This is a genomic window from Alkalithermobacter paradoxus, from assembly GCA_002029295.1.
Classification (GTDB): domain Bacteria; phylum Bacillota; class Clostridia; order Peptostreptococcales; family Peptostreptococcaceae; genus Alkalithermobacter; species Alkalithermobacter paradoxus.
The window spans coordinates 64,245-77,889 of the sequence record MZGW01000002.1 but is presented as its reverse complement, the minus strand read 5'-3'; the positions used below and the strand labels follow the sequence as shown (position 1 = coordinate 77,889).

Genomic DNA, 13,645 nt, shown 5'->3' with positions numbered 1-13,645 from the left:
AATTATCTCCTTTCTATTTCTTATAATTTTGGAAATATTTAAATATTTTCTCTGCAATATCCTTATTTACATTTTTTACATCATTCATATACATTAAAGTACTTCCTAAGTATTCTTGAGCTTCACCTAATGCAATAATTTCAAGAGATGATCTAATAATATTTACTAGACATTCTTCATCATGATATAAATTACAATTTTTACACTGGTTTAATAAAAATCCGATAGCCTGTGCTACTGAGTCTTCATTGTAGATTTTAGAGCTTCCTTGCGGCATATATTCCATACCATTTTCTATGTACTCTTCTTGTTCTTTCAAACATTTTACTAGACATTGCTTAGAATATCCTATAAGACAATCTTCTTTTTCACAAAAACCACAACCTGATTCTGTTAAACAACAGTTGGATAATTTAGATATAATACCTTCATAATCAAAGCTGCTCACAAGCATCCCCCTTTCTTATATTATATAAAGATTACCAAAGCTCCTGTTTAGTGTCAACAAAACTGAAAAAACTACAAAAAAATTTTATAATTTATTCTTGACTTTCTTAATAAACGGTGATATTCTTGTATTCAAGGAAAACGATATCAAACTTTTGCGTGTTACTGATTCGATCAGGCATGAGCTTATATAAAAATAACTTTAGTTGTTTTTATATAAGTTCATGCCTTTTTATTTTTATAAAATACTAGTATTTTTATATGGCGTGTTACTGATTCGATCAGGCATAAGCTTATACGAAAATAACTTCGGTTATTTTCATGTATGCTTATGCCTGTTATTTTTTTTAAATAATAAATAAAGGAGGTTTTTTTATGAGTAAGAAAAATAATTTTTTCTCTGTTCTTCAAAAAGTTGGTAAATCACTTATGCTACCAGTATCAGTTTTACCAGCTGCAGGTCTTATGGTTGCTGTTTCAAGGATGATAGAGCAAGGCGTAGGTCCTGATGTTTTATCACAAAACTTATTTTTAAGTGTATTTGTTCAAGTTCTGTTTAGTGGTGGGCTTGTAGTATTCGAAAATCTTCCACTTATATTTGCTATAGGAGTTGCAATAGGATTTACAGGTGGAGAAGCTGTTTCAGGTCTTGCAGCTTTAGTTGGGCATGTAGTTCTTATAAGAGTATTAGGTATTATGAGCTCTGCTCAAAATCTTGGTGATCCTATAAATATGGGAGTATTTAGTGGTATTATAATAGGTATTATATCTGCAAAAGTATATCAAAAGTATTTTAAAACTCAACTTCATCCAGTTCTTGGATTCTTCGCAGGAAAAAGATTAGTTCCTATTATTATGGTTGCTGTATCTGCAGCATTAGGTATAATCTTTGGTCTTATATGGCCACCAATTCAAGATGGAATAAATTACCTTGGTCAAGTTGCTATAAATGCTCAAATTGGAGGTTTCAGATTAGGTGGTGCTATATACGCATTTGGAAATAGAGCACTTATCCCTACAGGACTTCACCATGTATTTAAAACTCCATTTACAACTCAATTTGGACAGTATGTAAACCCTAATACAGGAGAAGTATTCGTAGGAGAAATTGCTAGATTCTTCGCTGGAGACCCTACTGCAGGATCTATTACAGCTGCAGAATATCCTTTAAAAATCTTTGGTCTTCCAGCAGCTGCTTTAGCTATATACCTTACTGCTCTACCTCAAAACAAAAAGGCAATAGGAGGAGCAATGCTTACAGCATCTCTTACTTCTATAATTACTGGTATAACAGAACCAATTGAATTTGCATTTATGTTTGTTGCTCCAGTTTTATATCTTGCTCATATTTCCTTAGCATTCGTTGGTGGAATGTTAATGAATATGGCTAGTGTTAGACTTACAGAAACATTTACTTCTTCTCTTATAGATTATTTTGTAAGTATATCTACTGGTAATGCAGGTAACCCTTTTATGCTGTTCCCTATAGGAGTAGTTATATTTATACTTTACTTTGCTACGTTCTATCTACTAATTAAGAAACTTGATTTAAAAACTCCTGGTAGAGAAGAAAATAAAGATATCAACGAAAACAAAGCATCTGCATCTGATAGAGCACTATCTGTCTTAAAGGCTCTTGGAGATTCTGAAAATATAAAGCATATAGATGCTTGTATAACTAGACTTAGACTTGAAGTTAAAGACCCTTCTAAAGTTGATAAAGCTAAGCTTAAAGCCCTTGGATCTGCAGGTGTTTTAGATGCAGGTGGCGGAAGTGTTCAAGTAATATTTGGAACTGAGGCTGAAGGTCTAAAAGATGAAATAAAATCTTTAATGAATGCATAAAAATAGTTCATATTTTAGTAATTCAAAACCTCCTAGGATTCTAGGAGGTTTATTTATTAATAAAGAATTTAACTATTTTAATTTTTCTATACAAACTACAATTGGAGGACAATTTATATTATTTATAAAATCATACATCAACACACTATACTTTTTTTGATCTAGCTCTCTTAAAAAGTCTAAAACTGCATCTTTTTCTTCAAACCCACTATCTCCCCCATAATATATAACAAGCACTACAATTCCATGAGAAACTACAAGTTCTAGACTTTTCTGTATTGCAGTTATTGTATTATCAGGCTTTGTATGTATTTTATGATCTCCACCTGGAAGATACCCTAAATTAAATATAACAGCTTTTATTCCTGACTTGACATACTTATCTATATTTTGATGTCCATCTTTTATAAGCGTTACATTATCTAACATATCTTCACTTATTAATTTTTGTCTAGTATTTTCGATTGCTTTATCTTGTATATCAAATCCGAATACATGTCCATTGTCTCCTACTAACTTAGCTAGAAAAAGAGTATCGTTTCCATTCCCTACTGTAGCATCTACTACAACATCTCCTTTAGATACTAACTTTTGAATTACTTCATGAGATATACCTACAGGACTTTTAAGAAATCTCATTTCTTCACCTCTATTTTTTTGGCAAAACTTCTAGCCAATAGCCATCAGGATCACTAATAAAGTAAATCCCCATATCCTTGTTTTCATAACATATACACCCCATTTCTTTATGGTGGTTATATGCTTTTTCAAAATCATCAGTTTCAAAAGCTAGATGAAATTCATTTTCTCCAAGATTGTAAGGTTCTTTCCTATCTCTTAGCCAAGTCAACTCTAATGTATGACTTGTTTGTCCATCTCCTAGATACACAAGTATAAAGCTTTTGTCTTCGGCTTCGTATCTTCTAACTTCCTTCAGTCCTAGAGCTTCTTCATAGAATTTCATACTTTTTTCTAAATCCAAAACATTGAAATTGTTGTGAGTTAAATTAAATTTCATTATAGTACCTCCTTTAGTTTTTCTTCTATATAATCTATTAATAAATTATCTCCAATTGTTACTTTATTATCTTCATATAAATCTGGCTTTACTCTAAAGAAATTTATTATAAGTTTGTTGTCTTTAATTGTATATTCGTCTTGATGTCCAGGAACAAATACAACTTCTAATTCTTCATAGTTTGAATTGTTAAGTTTTGGGATTAGAGAATCTAAATTCATTACCTTCAGTGGACATATCATCATATTTGTATACTCTAAGTCTTCAAGCATCCACATATTATTATTCCAAAACTTTCTACTTTTCCTACTTTCACTATTTAAAAGTTCTCTATTAGATATAGCACTGAGAACTTTTCTTACAGATTCTTCATTAAACTCATCATCATAAATATACTTCATTTCTTCAAAATTGGCTATTGTATTTAAATAACTCTCCCCTACTTTTTCCTTGTCCTTTGTAGCCTGCCAATAGTAAAGCATAGCTTCAATAACATCTAGTTTTACAACTATTCTTTTTATCATACATAATCCCCCTATTTGAGTATATATTAAATAAATTATATGATATATTTATAGTTTTATCTATAAGCTAATGCAAATTTACTGCTCTCTATTTAGTATTAAATGCTCCTGCTCTTTATCTAAAATTAAATTATAAGCAAGCCCAATAAGAACTAGTACCCCTCCTACAACCTTTCCTATAGATAATATATTCAAAGTAAAATAGTCAATAGCAACTCCTACAAATAACTGCCCTATAAAGACAAATAAAGTAAGATAAAATGCTGATATTCTAGGAGTTATATAACTTGATAAAGCTACAATTAAGACACCAATTGCTCCTCCTAAATACGCCCAATATGGTATAGACTCAAATTTTAAACTTGATATATTTAAAGATTCACCACTTACAAATAAAAATATGAAAGCAAAGATAAATCCTACCATGTAGTTGAAAAATGTACTCTGAAAAACTCCAGTTGTTTTAGATAAACTAAAATTTACAATTCTTGAAAGCACAACACAAACACCAGCTAAAATCGAAATGATTATATATAACATAATATGTCCCCCTAAAAGATAGTCATTATAAGTATTCCTAAAGTAATGAATGCAAGTCCGATATATTTTCTTTTTTCAAATCTAACAACATTCATTCCAAATAATCCAAAATGATCTATTATAATAGATGAAATAGATTGGCCTAGTAACCCTAAAGCAAGTGTAATAGATACCCCTAGTACTGGAAAACTAAGATTATTAAAAAGGATAGTAAAAACCCCTATAGCCCCACCACTATATAGGTATAGTGGAGCTTCTTTTCTAATCTTAACTTTTGATTTAGTTGTCAATAATACCAATATTATAGATACAAGCCCAACCATATGAATTATTACACTCGATATATAATTTCCATAAACACTAGATAATGTTCCGTTTAACATAACCATAATAGATATTAAAGCACCTATTAAAGCTGAAATTAAATTGTTCATATTATTTTCCCTCCTTACATTATTTCTTTTAATTTAGCATAAAACACTTGAAAACACATATGACATATGTCATATTAAAGAAAGATTAATTTAGTAAAGGTGAGAGTATGAAAAAATTGAGAAATTATAAACTCATAGAGTCTTATATCTCTAAATATAAGATTAATGAAATTTTCACACAAGATATGAGCCCCTTTATGGAGCTGTTTCTTTTTAGAAAGAACGATTATATTTGTAAAGAAGGTAATGAAACGAAATATCTTTTTTTCTTTGTGGATGGAAAAGCAAAAGTTTATATAACCTTAAGTAATGGAAAGTCTTTGCTACTTTGCTTTTATGAAAATTTCAAGGTATTAGGAGATTTAGAGCTTATAGACACTAAACCTGCATCTACTAATGTACAGGCTATAGAGGATTCATATTGTATAGGAATTTCTTTAGACAATGTTAGGAAATATTTACTAGATGATAGCAAGTTTCTAAGGTTTATTTGCAATTCTTTAAGCGATAAGCTCAATAGATGCTCTAACAATAGCTCTATTAACTTGCTTTATCCTCTTGAAAATAGATTGGCTAGTTATATATTAGCTACAGGCAAAAATATGGATAATAAAATAATTGTACTTAATGAGAATTTAACTGAAATATCAGAGCTTTTAGGAACAAGTTATAGACATTTACTTAGGACATTGAATATTCTCAAAGAAAAACGTGTTATACACAAAGAAAATGATAATTTCATAGTTATAGACGAGGTAACATTAAAAAAGCTTGCAGCAGATTTATATAAATAGTTAAACTCTTTTGCAGTATTAAAATATAATATACGGGGTGATTATATGAATACTTTAATAGCTTATTTTAGTAAATATGGATGCAGTGAAAAATGTGCAATAAATTTATCAAAAAAACTAAATGGAAATGTTGATTTACTTAACTTGAAAAAATCAGGGTCTATAGATTTATCAAAATACGATAAAGTTATTATCGGAGGTCCTATTTATATTGGTAAAATCTCAAAAGAAGTGAGCCAGTTTTGCTCAGAGAACTTAGATTTATTAAAAACTAAGAAACTGGGGCTTTATATATGTGGCATGAGAGAAAACGATTATATAGATATTCAGATAAACGCATCTTTTCCTAAGGATTTGATAGATAATGCAACATCAGTTGAGTATTTTGGTGGAGAATTTATATTTGAAAAAATGAATTTTATTGATAGACTTATAACCAAAAAAGTAGCTAAAGTTAATAATAATGTATCTAATATATTAGAAGAAAACATTGATAAATTAGCAAGGGTTATGAATAATATTCAGTAATTGCTCACTAAAAATTTATCTATATATAACTTAAAATGTATAAAATTTTTCTATGGATAAATATTCCTTGAATTGTTGTATATAGAAACATTTTGTTATACACTAGTCGAAAATAGACTATTCAAGGGGGATAAAAACATGAGAGCAAAACTTATGGAAAAAGTTGAAGATTTAAGGGGAATTAATTCAATAAGAATAAAAGAAGCTAGTGAGGCTGGAAAAAAAGTTGTAGGTATGTACTGCGTATTTTCTCCACAAGAAATAGCTTTAGCAGCTGATGCTATTGCTGTTACTTTATGCGGTACAAAACAAGAGCCTATAGAGGATGCAGAAAAAGAATTACCTAGAAATCTATGTCCTTTAATAAAATCAAGTTATGGTTTTGCAATTACAGATAAATGCCCTTATTTTTATTTTTCAGATGTTCTCTTGGCAGAGACAACTTGCGATGGGAAAAAGAAGATGTATGAATTGATGGGAAAAATAAAACCAATGCATATAATGAACCTACCTCAAACTGCACAAGGTCAAGAGGCTTTAGAGCTTTGGAAAAAAGAAATGGTTCGCTTTATTAAGTTCTTAGAAAATCAGTTCAATGTTGAAATTACAGATGATAAACTTAAAGAAGCTATAAAGTTAATGAATAAAGAAAGAGAAGTTATGAAAAAACTTCATAAATTAAATGTTCATAAACCAGCTCCTATGACTGGTATGGATATGATGCTAGCACAATGGTTAAAAGGGTTCAATGTTGATAAGGAATCAGGAATAGAATTAATTGAAAATTTAATAGCAGAAGTTGAGGAACAAATGAAAAATGGAATATATGCATTTAGCGAAGATGCACCTCGTATATTACTTACAGGTTGCCCTATAGGCAGTGGTTCTGAAAAAGTTCTAAAGATATTAGAGGACTCTGGAGCTAGTGTTGTTGCTTTAGAAAATTGCACGGGCTACAAAGGCTTAGATGTATTAGTAGACGAAAATAAAGATCCTATAACTGCTTTAGCAGAAAAATATTTATCTACACCGTGTTCTTGCATGATGTCAAATAATGGTAGATTAGACTTAATAGAAAGACTTGCTAAAGAGTATCAAGTAGATGGTGTTGTAGATTTAACATGGCAAGCTTGCCACACTTACAGTATAGAGTCTTTCACTGTCAAGAATTTTGTAAAAGAAAAGTTAAATCTTCCATTTATACAAATAGAAACTGATTATTCTGATTCAGATGTTGGTCAATTAAAAGTTAGAATAGAAGCATTCTTAGAAACTTTAGAGTCTTCAAAGGAAAAATTGTGTTCTAGCTCAACTATCTAAAAAAGGATTGTGGTTATATGTATACCATTGGAATAGATATAGGATCCGTAGCTGCTAAAGCTGTAGTTTTTGATGGAAATGATATTGTAGCTAAGGATATTATCCCTACTGGCTGGAGTCCTAAAGATTCAGGAGATATCCTACTTGATAGAATCACAAAATATTCTAATATAGATAAAAACGATATTAAGTCTATTGTTGCTACTGGTTACGGTAGAATCTCACTTCCTTTTGCAAGTAAAAAGGTGACTGAGATTACTTGTCATGGCAAAGGTGCTCATTTTATAGATAAATCTATAAGGACTGTAATCGATATAGGTGGTCAAGATAGCAAGGTAATAAAGTTAGATAAAAACGGTAATGTTTCTGATTTTTTAATGAATGACAAATGTGCTGCTGGTACCGGGAGATTTCTTCAAGTAATGTCTCAAATACTCGAAATAGACATTAGTCAGCTTTCTGATATAGCTAGTGAAGCTGTACCTTTAAATATAAATAGTATGTGCACTGTTTTTGCAGAATCAGAGGTGGTAAGCTTGATAGCTAGCGGAGCATCTAAAGAAAGTATAGCTGCAGGATTATTAAAGTCTATATCAAACAAAACATATTCATTAGTTAGCAAAGTTAGTGTTGAAGATAAAGTTTTCTTCTCTGGTGGAGTTTCTAGAAATTATTTATTAAGAAATTTACTGAGCGAGAAATTGAATGTAGAAATATTTTCTTCAGAACAGTCACAATTTTTAGGAGCCGTTGGAGCCGCTATAATCGGACATGAATCTTTGTAGGCAGTTCAAAAAAGTGTACACACGTGTACACTTTTTTGAATTATTCTAAGATTAATAGTTGTACTCAACCGTTACAACAGCTCTTATTTCAACTTGCCCTTGAGATACTGGTGTAGAATGCTCTACAGCATCCATAGCTTTATAGCTTCTCTCATATACAATGTGCGATGGAGAAGAGTTTTCTATTATCTTACTCGGAGTAGATAATTTAACGCCTAAGCTATCACCTATAGATGTAGCTTTTCCCTTTGCATTTTCAACTGATTTTTTTAATGCTTCTTTGTAGTATTTTTCTGCATCACTAATCCCAAAAGAGATACTATCTATTAAGTTAGCATCACTGCTTGCTACAGCATCTATAATTACCCCCACTTTGTCTACATTTCTAATAGCTACTCTTACCATATTTCTAACCGAATATCCTACAATCTTAGGTTGATTAGACTTATCGTAATTATAATTGTATTCTGGATAAATGCTGTACTCTATAGTTTGTATATCTTCATCTTTTATCCCTTGTTTTTTTAGTGCTGCTATTACTCTGTTCATCTTCTGAGTGTTCTCAGATTGTGCTATCTTCGCATCTTTATTTTGTACATGAACTCCTAGGTTGATATATGCTATATCAGGCTTAACACTTATAACTCCTTCTCCTGATACACTTATCACCTTTTGGCTAGAGACTTGATTTTGAGCATCTGCAATTTTTGCCTTAGATAAATTTCCAGCGTAAAAAACACCTACCATTGATAATGCTATTGCCGAGATGATTATTAAATTCTTAATTTTACTCACTATGAACCCTCCTTTTAATTTATTATTATCTAGTCAAATGATCTAGAGAATAAATACCATCTTTTCCATTGATAACAGCGTAAAACTCTTCTATAACTTTATTTGTTTTAATATTAGTAACTGTAATCTTAACCTTAACAGTATCTTTATTTGTTTCTGATTCAGGAATCCAGTAAATCAATCCTGGATCAGCATCTACCTTTTTACCATTTAATGATATAACCCTTGCTCCAGAGTAAGGCATTGCAATAGCAGTATCACCTGCATATCCTGGTTTGCTCCATCCCTCTATATAATCTTTTGAACTTACACTACTTTCTGGAGGGCTTATTATACTTTTGTCATAATTCTCAGGAAAGTTAATCTCTACTTCGAATAATCTTCCATAGTCGGCTTCCATAGAGAAACCTACTTCTTCCTCACCCATATACATAGGACAAATCTGTAGCCCTTGGGCACTTGACATTGTCAATGAGTAACTATTGTTTGAGCTATAAACAGAAAACAATTTTCCTATTTCATCATTTACTAAATGAATATCATTTAATTGAACAGTATCTGTATTATCTATATATTCTACAGTGCCGTAACTATTGAAATTTGTAAAATTTCCACCTTTGTCAGCTTCAAATTCAATGTATGATATTATTCTTTGAGTATCACTTCCATAGGATCTAACCACTCTATACTTACCAGAAGTTATCTTTTCTTTAATCATAGAAAGATCTATACTATTCTCAAGTTTTTGTCCTTGCTGAGCTATAAGCGCTATCTCAATAAATGCCAAATCATCAGTTAAATTAGTCTTTTTCCAATTTCCATTTTCATATTTTTCTATATGAAATCCAACTCCAAAGAACAGATCTGAGCCTGTATTATTGTCAATTGTAAATGATAATATTCCAGTTGATTTGTCATATTTTATATCATTTATAAGGTCTATATTTATTTCTCTAGATATCTGTGCTAAATCCTTGCTCTGATAAATATCAGACTCACCTTGTATAGCTATCTTTTGATCCATAAGATTATCCTTTGGTGAGTTTTGAAGACTTAGTCCTATTACAGATACACAAACTATACCTATTGCAGCTGCGTAAGTAAATCTATTAAATTTTCTTGGAGATTTTTCTTCTAGTGAATTTATTTTTTCTAGTGTTTTTGATTTAAGCTCTTGTGAAACAGTAATATTATCTAGATTATCATTAAGAGATTTATTTATCTTTTTATCCACTTATATCAATTCCTTTCTGTGTCAATATATTTCTTAACTCCGTCTTAGCCCTTAGTATTCTAGAATTTATAGCAGATTCAGATGCTCCCGTTATAGCTGAAATTTCTTTAGCAGTCATATCGTTGTAATATTTTAAGAAGATAACTTCTTTATAAATATCAGATAAAGACTGAATTGCTTCATACACTTCATCTCCAAGACTTACTTCATCATGATATATCAGTTCATCTGATATATTGCCATCAAGATAAGTAGTTTTTTTATTCCATGAACTTTTTAATATATCTTTACAAGTGTTTATAGCAATACGTGTTATCCATGTTTTTATGCTGGCCTTAGCTTCATATTGGGATTTATTCTTGTGTATTTTAACAAAGACATCCTGAAAGGCATCTTCTGCATCATCTTTATTTTTCATATAATACATACAGATTCTTAAAACATCGTTGCCATATAGGTCAATCAATGTTTCTGTGTCTGGTACATCTTTTCTGTTTTTGAATATGCTTGCAAGCAAATTTCTCAACTCCCTTTCATCTTTACCTACATATATTAGACGACTTAAAAAAGCATTTTTATTCATAAATTCAAAAAAAATATAAAAGTCTTCTATATAAAAATAAAAGACTTTTACATTATCTCATATAACTCCATTTTGCACTTATTCATTTTATAATAAACTATAAATCCTTGCCTCAAATGGTTTTAGTGTAAATTGTTTTATTGGTTTATGCTCTTTAACATCATAGTTAGAAATCATAAGATTATCATACTCTAAAATTTCGTCATATTTATAATTAGCTTCCTTATCCGATAAATTACATATAACTATAATCTTCTTATCATCTAAGCTGCGAGTATATGCGTATATCTGAGGATCTTTCTCTAAAATTAAATCATATTTTCCATATACTAAAACTTCATTTTCTTTTCTTAATCTAATCATTTTTTTATAAAAGTTAAGTATTGATTTTGAATCCTTTTGTTGTTTTTCTACGTTTATATCTTTGTAGTTAGGGTTTACCTTAATCCAAGGGTTAGCAGTTGTAAATCCAGCATTTAATGAGTTATCCCATTGCATAGGAGTACGAGCATTATCTCTTGATGTTGCCCAGATTATTTTCATTATATCTTCATGTGAAACTCCTTCTTCTATTTTTAGCTTATACACGTTCTTAGTTCTTACATCGTTATATTCTTGTATGCTATCAAACTTAACATTTGTCATACCAATTTCCTGACCCTGATATATAAATGGTGTTCCCTGCATCATAAAATACATAACACCTAAGCAAGTTGCACTTTCTCTCCAATACTTTGTATCATTGCCCCACGTAGAAACTATTCTAGGTATATCATGATTTTCTATATAAAGAGCATTCCAGCCGTCCTTATAAAGTCCTTCTTGCCATTTTGTTAATATCTCTTTAAGCTTTACAATATCTAACTTTTTCCCTTTTTCTCCATCCCATAAAGATAAATGCTCAAACTGAAATACCATATTGAATTTTCCTTCTTCTTCTCCTACCCAAAGATGAGCATCTTCTATCTTAACACCATTTGCTTCTCCCACTGTCATTATGTCATACTTTGCAAAAGTGTTTTCTTTTAAATCTTTCAAATACTCATGAATACCTTCCACATTCATGTGTTTATCAAATGATGAAACATATCTTAGCTTTTTAGGATTATGCATATCTTTTAATCCTTCTTCTTTTTTTATATGACTTATAGCATCAACTCTAAAGCCATCTATCCCTTTGTCTAACCACCAATTTATCATATCGTATATAGCTTTACGCATATCTTTATTTTCCCAGTTAAGATCTGGCTGCTTTTTAGAAAACAAATGTAAAAAGTATTGATTAGTTTCCTTGTCATATTCCCATGCAGATCCACCAAAAATACTTTCCCAATTGTTTGGCTCTTTTTCATTTTTTCCATCACGCCATATATACCAATCTCTCTTTGGATTATCTTTTGATGATCTTGATTCTATAAACCAAGGATGTTCATCGCTTGTATGATTTATAACAAGATCTATTATTAACTTCATATCTCTTTTGTGAACTTCTTTTAATAATTCATCAAAGTCATTCATAGTTCCAAACTCATCCATGATATCTTGATAATCACTTATATCGTATCCATTATCATCATTTGGAGATTTATACATAGGACAAATCCAAATAACATCTATTCCTAGATCTTTTAAATAATCTAATTTTGATATAATTCCTCTTAAATCTCCTATTCCATCTCCATTTGAATCCATAAAACTTCTTGGATATATCTGATATGCAATTGACTCTTTCCACCATTTTTTTGTCATAGTATCTTTCCTCTCCCTAATCAAATTTATGCAATCGATTGCACAATCTTTTAAAATAAAAACTTCTCTGCAATGCAACCGGTTGCATAGAAGTTTAAAAAAAATATTAACTCTAACCATAAATCTACTAGATTTTAATTGTAAAGTCAACTATTTTTTTATTTCAAATAAAGTATTCAATCTATTTGCGAAAAAAGCTCAAAAGTATATCCACTTTCTTTCAAATATTTAATTATTTTTTTCAAAGATTCAGGTGTATTAATCTTTGATGAATTATCATGCATTAATATAACTAATTTTTCTTTTCCTTTAGATGTTTCTTTAAATCTTTCAACTAATTGCTCTACTGTTTCATTTTCTCTTTCTGAATCTCCATTCAAACAGTTCCAATCTACATAGCTATATCCAGAATTATTTAGCTCAATTTTAAAATCCTTAAGATCTTTTCCAGATGACCCTCCAGGAAATCTAATCACGTTAAAGTCGTAAGTTTCTCCTAATATTGACTTAATTATTTCATCACATTTTTTTATACTGCTGATAAAGTTTTGGGGATTTTTATAAATATCTCTAAAATTATGCGAATATGTGTGATTTCCTATATCGTGACCTTCTTCATACATTCGCTTTATGATGTCACTATTTTTTTGTGCATTTTCCCCTACTACGAAAAAAGTAGCCTTTATTTCATTTTCTTTTAGTATATCTAGTATCTCAGTCGTTATATTTATAGATGGGCCGTCATCAAATGTTAAATATGCAATTTTTTGTCCATCTTTTTTGTAAATTGTATCTAGTTTTTCTTGACTGACTATCAAATTTTTTGAATCTTCCACTATATCTTGATTATCTTCATTTATATCTATTTCTATTTCTTCTGTCTGTTCGTTATCTATTTTTTTATCTTGACAAGCACTTATTACAAGTAATAGAAAAATTATTACTACAACCTTTATAATTCGCATAGATTTCCTCCATATAAAAAATTGTTACTCCCAGTTAATATATTATAACTTTTTTAATCATATATACACTCAAATTATATATTT

The 13,645-nt window shown here is 30.0% G+C and carries 16 protein-coding genes; 5 read left to right on the top strand and 11 right to left on the bottom strand.

Annotated elements, in window-relative coordinates; translation table 11 throughout:
- Positions 1-13: 13 nt before the first annotated feature.
- On the bottom strand, positions 14-448 hold the full coding sequence (locus CLOTH_RS03340; RefSeq protein WP_331721985.1) for a hypothetical protein: 435 nt from the start codon (positions 446-448) through the stop codon (positions 14-16).
- 374 nt (positions 449-822) lie between these two features.
- Between CLOTH_RS03340 and CLOTH_RS03335 the strand changes: the two genes are divergently transcribed.
- The gene (locus tag CLOTH_RS03335; RefSeq protein ID WP_079411214.1) at positions 823-2,292 is read left to right on the top strand and encodes a PTS transporter subunit EIIC; all 1,470 of its coding nucleotides are present in this window, start codon (positions 823-825) and stop codon (positions 2,290-2,292) included.
- A 72-nt stretch (positions 2,293-2,364) separates the two neighbouring features.
- Here the strand turns inward: CLOTH_RS03335 and CLOTH_RS03330 are convergent, their stop codons facing one another.
- The 5 genes from CLOTH_RS03330 to CLOTH_RS03310 all read right to left on the bottom strand — a co-directional run bounded on the left by CLOTH_RS03330 (position 2,365) and on the right by CLOTH_RS03310 (position 4,808).
- Entirely contained in the window at positions 2,365-2,931 is a 567-nt protein-coding gene (locus CLOTH_RS03330; protein WP_079411212.1) for a class I SAM-dependent methyltransferase, read from the bottom strand.
- Positions 2,932-2,941: 10 nt separating this feature from the next.
- Positions 2,942-3,310, bottom strand: a complete 369-nt coding sequence (locus tag CLOTH_RS03325) for a VOC family protein (protein ID WP_079411210.1) — start codon at positions 3,308-3,310, stop codon at positions 2,942-2,944.
- Entirely contained in the window at positions 3,310-3,834 is a 525-nt protein-coding gene (locus CLOTH_RS03320; RefSeq protein WP_079411208.1) for a TDE2712 family protein, read from the bottom strand. The genes CLOTH_RS03325 and CLOTH_RS03320 overlap by 1 nt, the downstream gene beginning before the upstream one ends.
- Before the next feature lie 78 nt (positions 3,835-3,912).
- Positions 3,913-4,374 carry a DMT family transporter gene (locus CLOTH_RS03315; RefSeq protein WP_079411206.1) on the bottom strand — a complete coding sequence of 154 codons (462 nt, stop codon included), beginning with the start codon at positions 4,372-4,374 and terminating at the stop codon, positions 3,913-3,915.
- Between the two features lie 11 nt (positions 4,375-4,385).
- Positions 4,386-4,808 (bottom strand): DMT family transporter, encoded by a 423-nt coding sequence (locus CLOTH_RS03310; RefSeq protein WP_079411205.1) that lies wholly within the window; start codon positions 4,806-4,808, stop codon positions 4,386-4,388.
- A gap of 107 nt (positions 4,809-4,915) precedes the next feature.
- On the opposite strand from CLOTH_RS03310, the gene yeiL reads away from it, so the two are divergent.
- The 4 genes from yeiL (at position 4,916) to CLOTH_RS03290 (ending at position 8,235) form a co-directional block, all read left to right on the top strand.
- On the top strand, positions 4,916-5,602 hold the full coding sequence (gene yeiL / locus CLOTH_RS03305; protein ID WP_079411203.1) for a transcriptional regulator YeiL: 687 nt from the start codon (positions 4,916-4,918) through the stop codon (positions 5,600-5,602).
- Positions 5,603-5,647: 45 nt separating this feature from the next.
- Positions 5,648-6,130: a flavodoxin domain-containing protein gene (locus tag CLOTH_RS03300; protein ID WP_079411201.1), complete on the top strand. Its 483-nt coding sequence runs from the start codon at positions 5,648-5,650 to the stop codon at positions 6,128-6,130.
- A gap of 138 nt (positions 6,131-6,268) precedes the next feature.
- Entirely contained in the window at positions 6,269-7,450 is a 1,182-nt protein-coding gene (locus tag CLOTH_RS03295) for a double-cubane-cluster-containing anaerobic reductase (protein ID WP_079411200.1), read from the top strand.
- Between the two features lie 17 nt (positions 7,451-7,467).
- Positions 7,468-8,235 (top strand): acyl-CoA dehydratase activase, encoded by a 768-nt coding sequence (locus CLOTH_RS03290; protein ID WP_079411198.1) that lies wholly within the window; start codon positions 7,468-7,470, stop codon positions 8,233-8,235.
- Positions 8,236-8,286: 51 nt separating this feature from the next.
- On the opposite strand, the gene CLOTH_RS03285 is transcribed toward CLOTH_RS03290, so the two are convergent.
- The 5 genes from CLOTH_RS03285 to CLOTH_RS03265 all read right to left on the bottom strand — a co-directional run bounded on the left by CLOTH_RS03285 (position 8,287) and on the right by CLOTH_RS03265 (position 13,561).
- Positions 8,287-9,030 carry an SIMPL domain-containing protein gene (locus tag CLOTH_RS03285; protein WP_079411196.1) on the bottom strand — a complete coding sequence of 248 codons (744 nt, stop codon included), beginning with the start codon at positions 9,028-9,030 and terminating at the stop codon, positions 8,287-8,289.
- Between the two features lie 25 nt (positions 9,031-9,055).
- Complete coding sequence (locus CLOTH_RS03280) at positions 9,056-10,264, bottom strand: immunoglobulin-like domain-containing protein (RefSeq protein WP_079411195.1); 1,209 nt, start codon at positions 10,262-10,264, stop codon at positions 9,056-9,058.
- Positions 10,257-10,847 (bottom strand): RNA polymerase sigma factor, encoded by a 591-nt coding sequence (locus tag CLOTH_RS03275; protein WP_079411193.1) that lies wholly within the window; start codon positions 10,845-10,847, stop codon positions 10,257-10,259. Before CLOTH_RS03275 ends, CLOTH_RS03280 begins: the two co-directional genes overlap by 8 nt.
- Positions 10,848-10,934: 87 nt before the next feature.
- On the bottom strand, positions 10,935-12,596 hold the full coding sequence (locus tag CLOTH_RS03270) for a glycoside hydrolase family 13 protein (RefSeq protein WP_079411192.1): 1,662 nt from the start codon (positions 12,594-12,596) through the stop codon (positions 10,935-10,937).
- Between the two features lie 176 nt (positions 12,597-12,772).
- The gene (locus tag CLOTH_RS03265; protein WP_079411190.1) at positions 12,773-13,561 is read right to left on the bottom strand and encodes a polysaccharide deacetylase family protein; all 789 of its coding nucleotides are present in this window, start codon (positions 13,559-13,561) and stop codon (positions 12,773-12,775) included.
- Between the last annotated feature and the right edge of the window lie 84 nt (positions 13,562-13,645).

Bases quoted from the DNA above. Each gene is read 5' to 3' on its own strand.
- CLOTH_RS03315 (WP_079411206.1), bottom strand. From the start codon at position 4,374: ATGTTATATATAATCATTTCGATTTTAGCTGGTGTTTGTGTTGTGCTT.
- CLOTH_RS03300 (WP_079411201.1), top strand. From the start codon at position 5,648: ATGAATACTTTAATAGCTTATTTTAGTAAATATGGATGCAGTGAAAAA.
- CLOTH_RS03270 (WP_079411192.1), bottom strand. From the start codon at position 12,596: ATGACAAAAAAATGGTGGAAAGAGTCAATTGCATATCAGATATATCCA.
- CLOTH_RS03265 (WP_079411190.1), bottom strand. From the start codon at position 13,561: ATGCGAATTATAAAGGTTGTAGTAATAATTTTTCTATTACTTGTAATA.
- CLOTH_RS03330 (WP_079411212.1), bottom strand. From the start codon at position 2,931: ATGAGATTTCTTAAAAGTCCTGTAGGTATATCTCATGAAGTAATTCAA.
- CLOTH_RS03310 (WP_079411205.1), bottom strand. From the start codon at position 4,808: ATGAACAATTTAATTTCAGCTTTAATAGGTGCTTTAATATCTATTATG.
- CLOTH_RS03295 (WP_079411200.1), top strand. From the start codon at position 6,269: ATGAGAGCAAAACTTATGGAAAAAGTTGAAGATTTAAGGGGAATTAAT.
- CLOTH_RS03325 (WP_079411210.1), bottom strand. From the start codon at position 3,310: ATGAAATTTAATTTAACTCACAACAATTTCAATGTTTTGGATTTAGAA.
- CLOTH_RS03275 (WP_079411193.1), bottom strand. From the start codon at position 10,847: ATGAATAAAAATGCTTTTTTAAGTCGTCTAATATATGTAGGTAAAGAT.
- CLOTH_RS03290 (WP_079411198.1), top strand. From the start codon at position 7,468: ATGTATACCATTGGAATAGATATAGGATCCGTAGCTGCTAAAGCTGTA.
- CLOTH_RS03320 (WP_079411208.1), bottom strand. From the start codon at position 3,834: ATGATAAAAAGAATAGTTGTAAAACTAGATGTTATTGAAGCTATGCTT.
- yeiL (WP_079411203.1), top strand. From the start codon at position 4,916: ATGAAAAAATTGAGAAATTATAAACTCATAGAGTCTTATATCTCTAAA.
- CLOTH_RS03335 (WP_079411214.1), top strand. From the start codon at position 823: ATGAGTAAGAAAAATAATTTTTTCTCTGTTCTTCAAAAAGTTGGTAAA.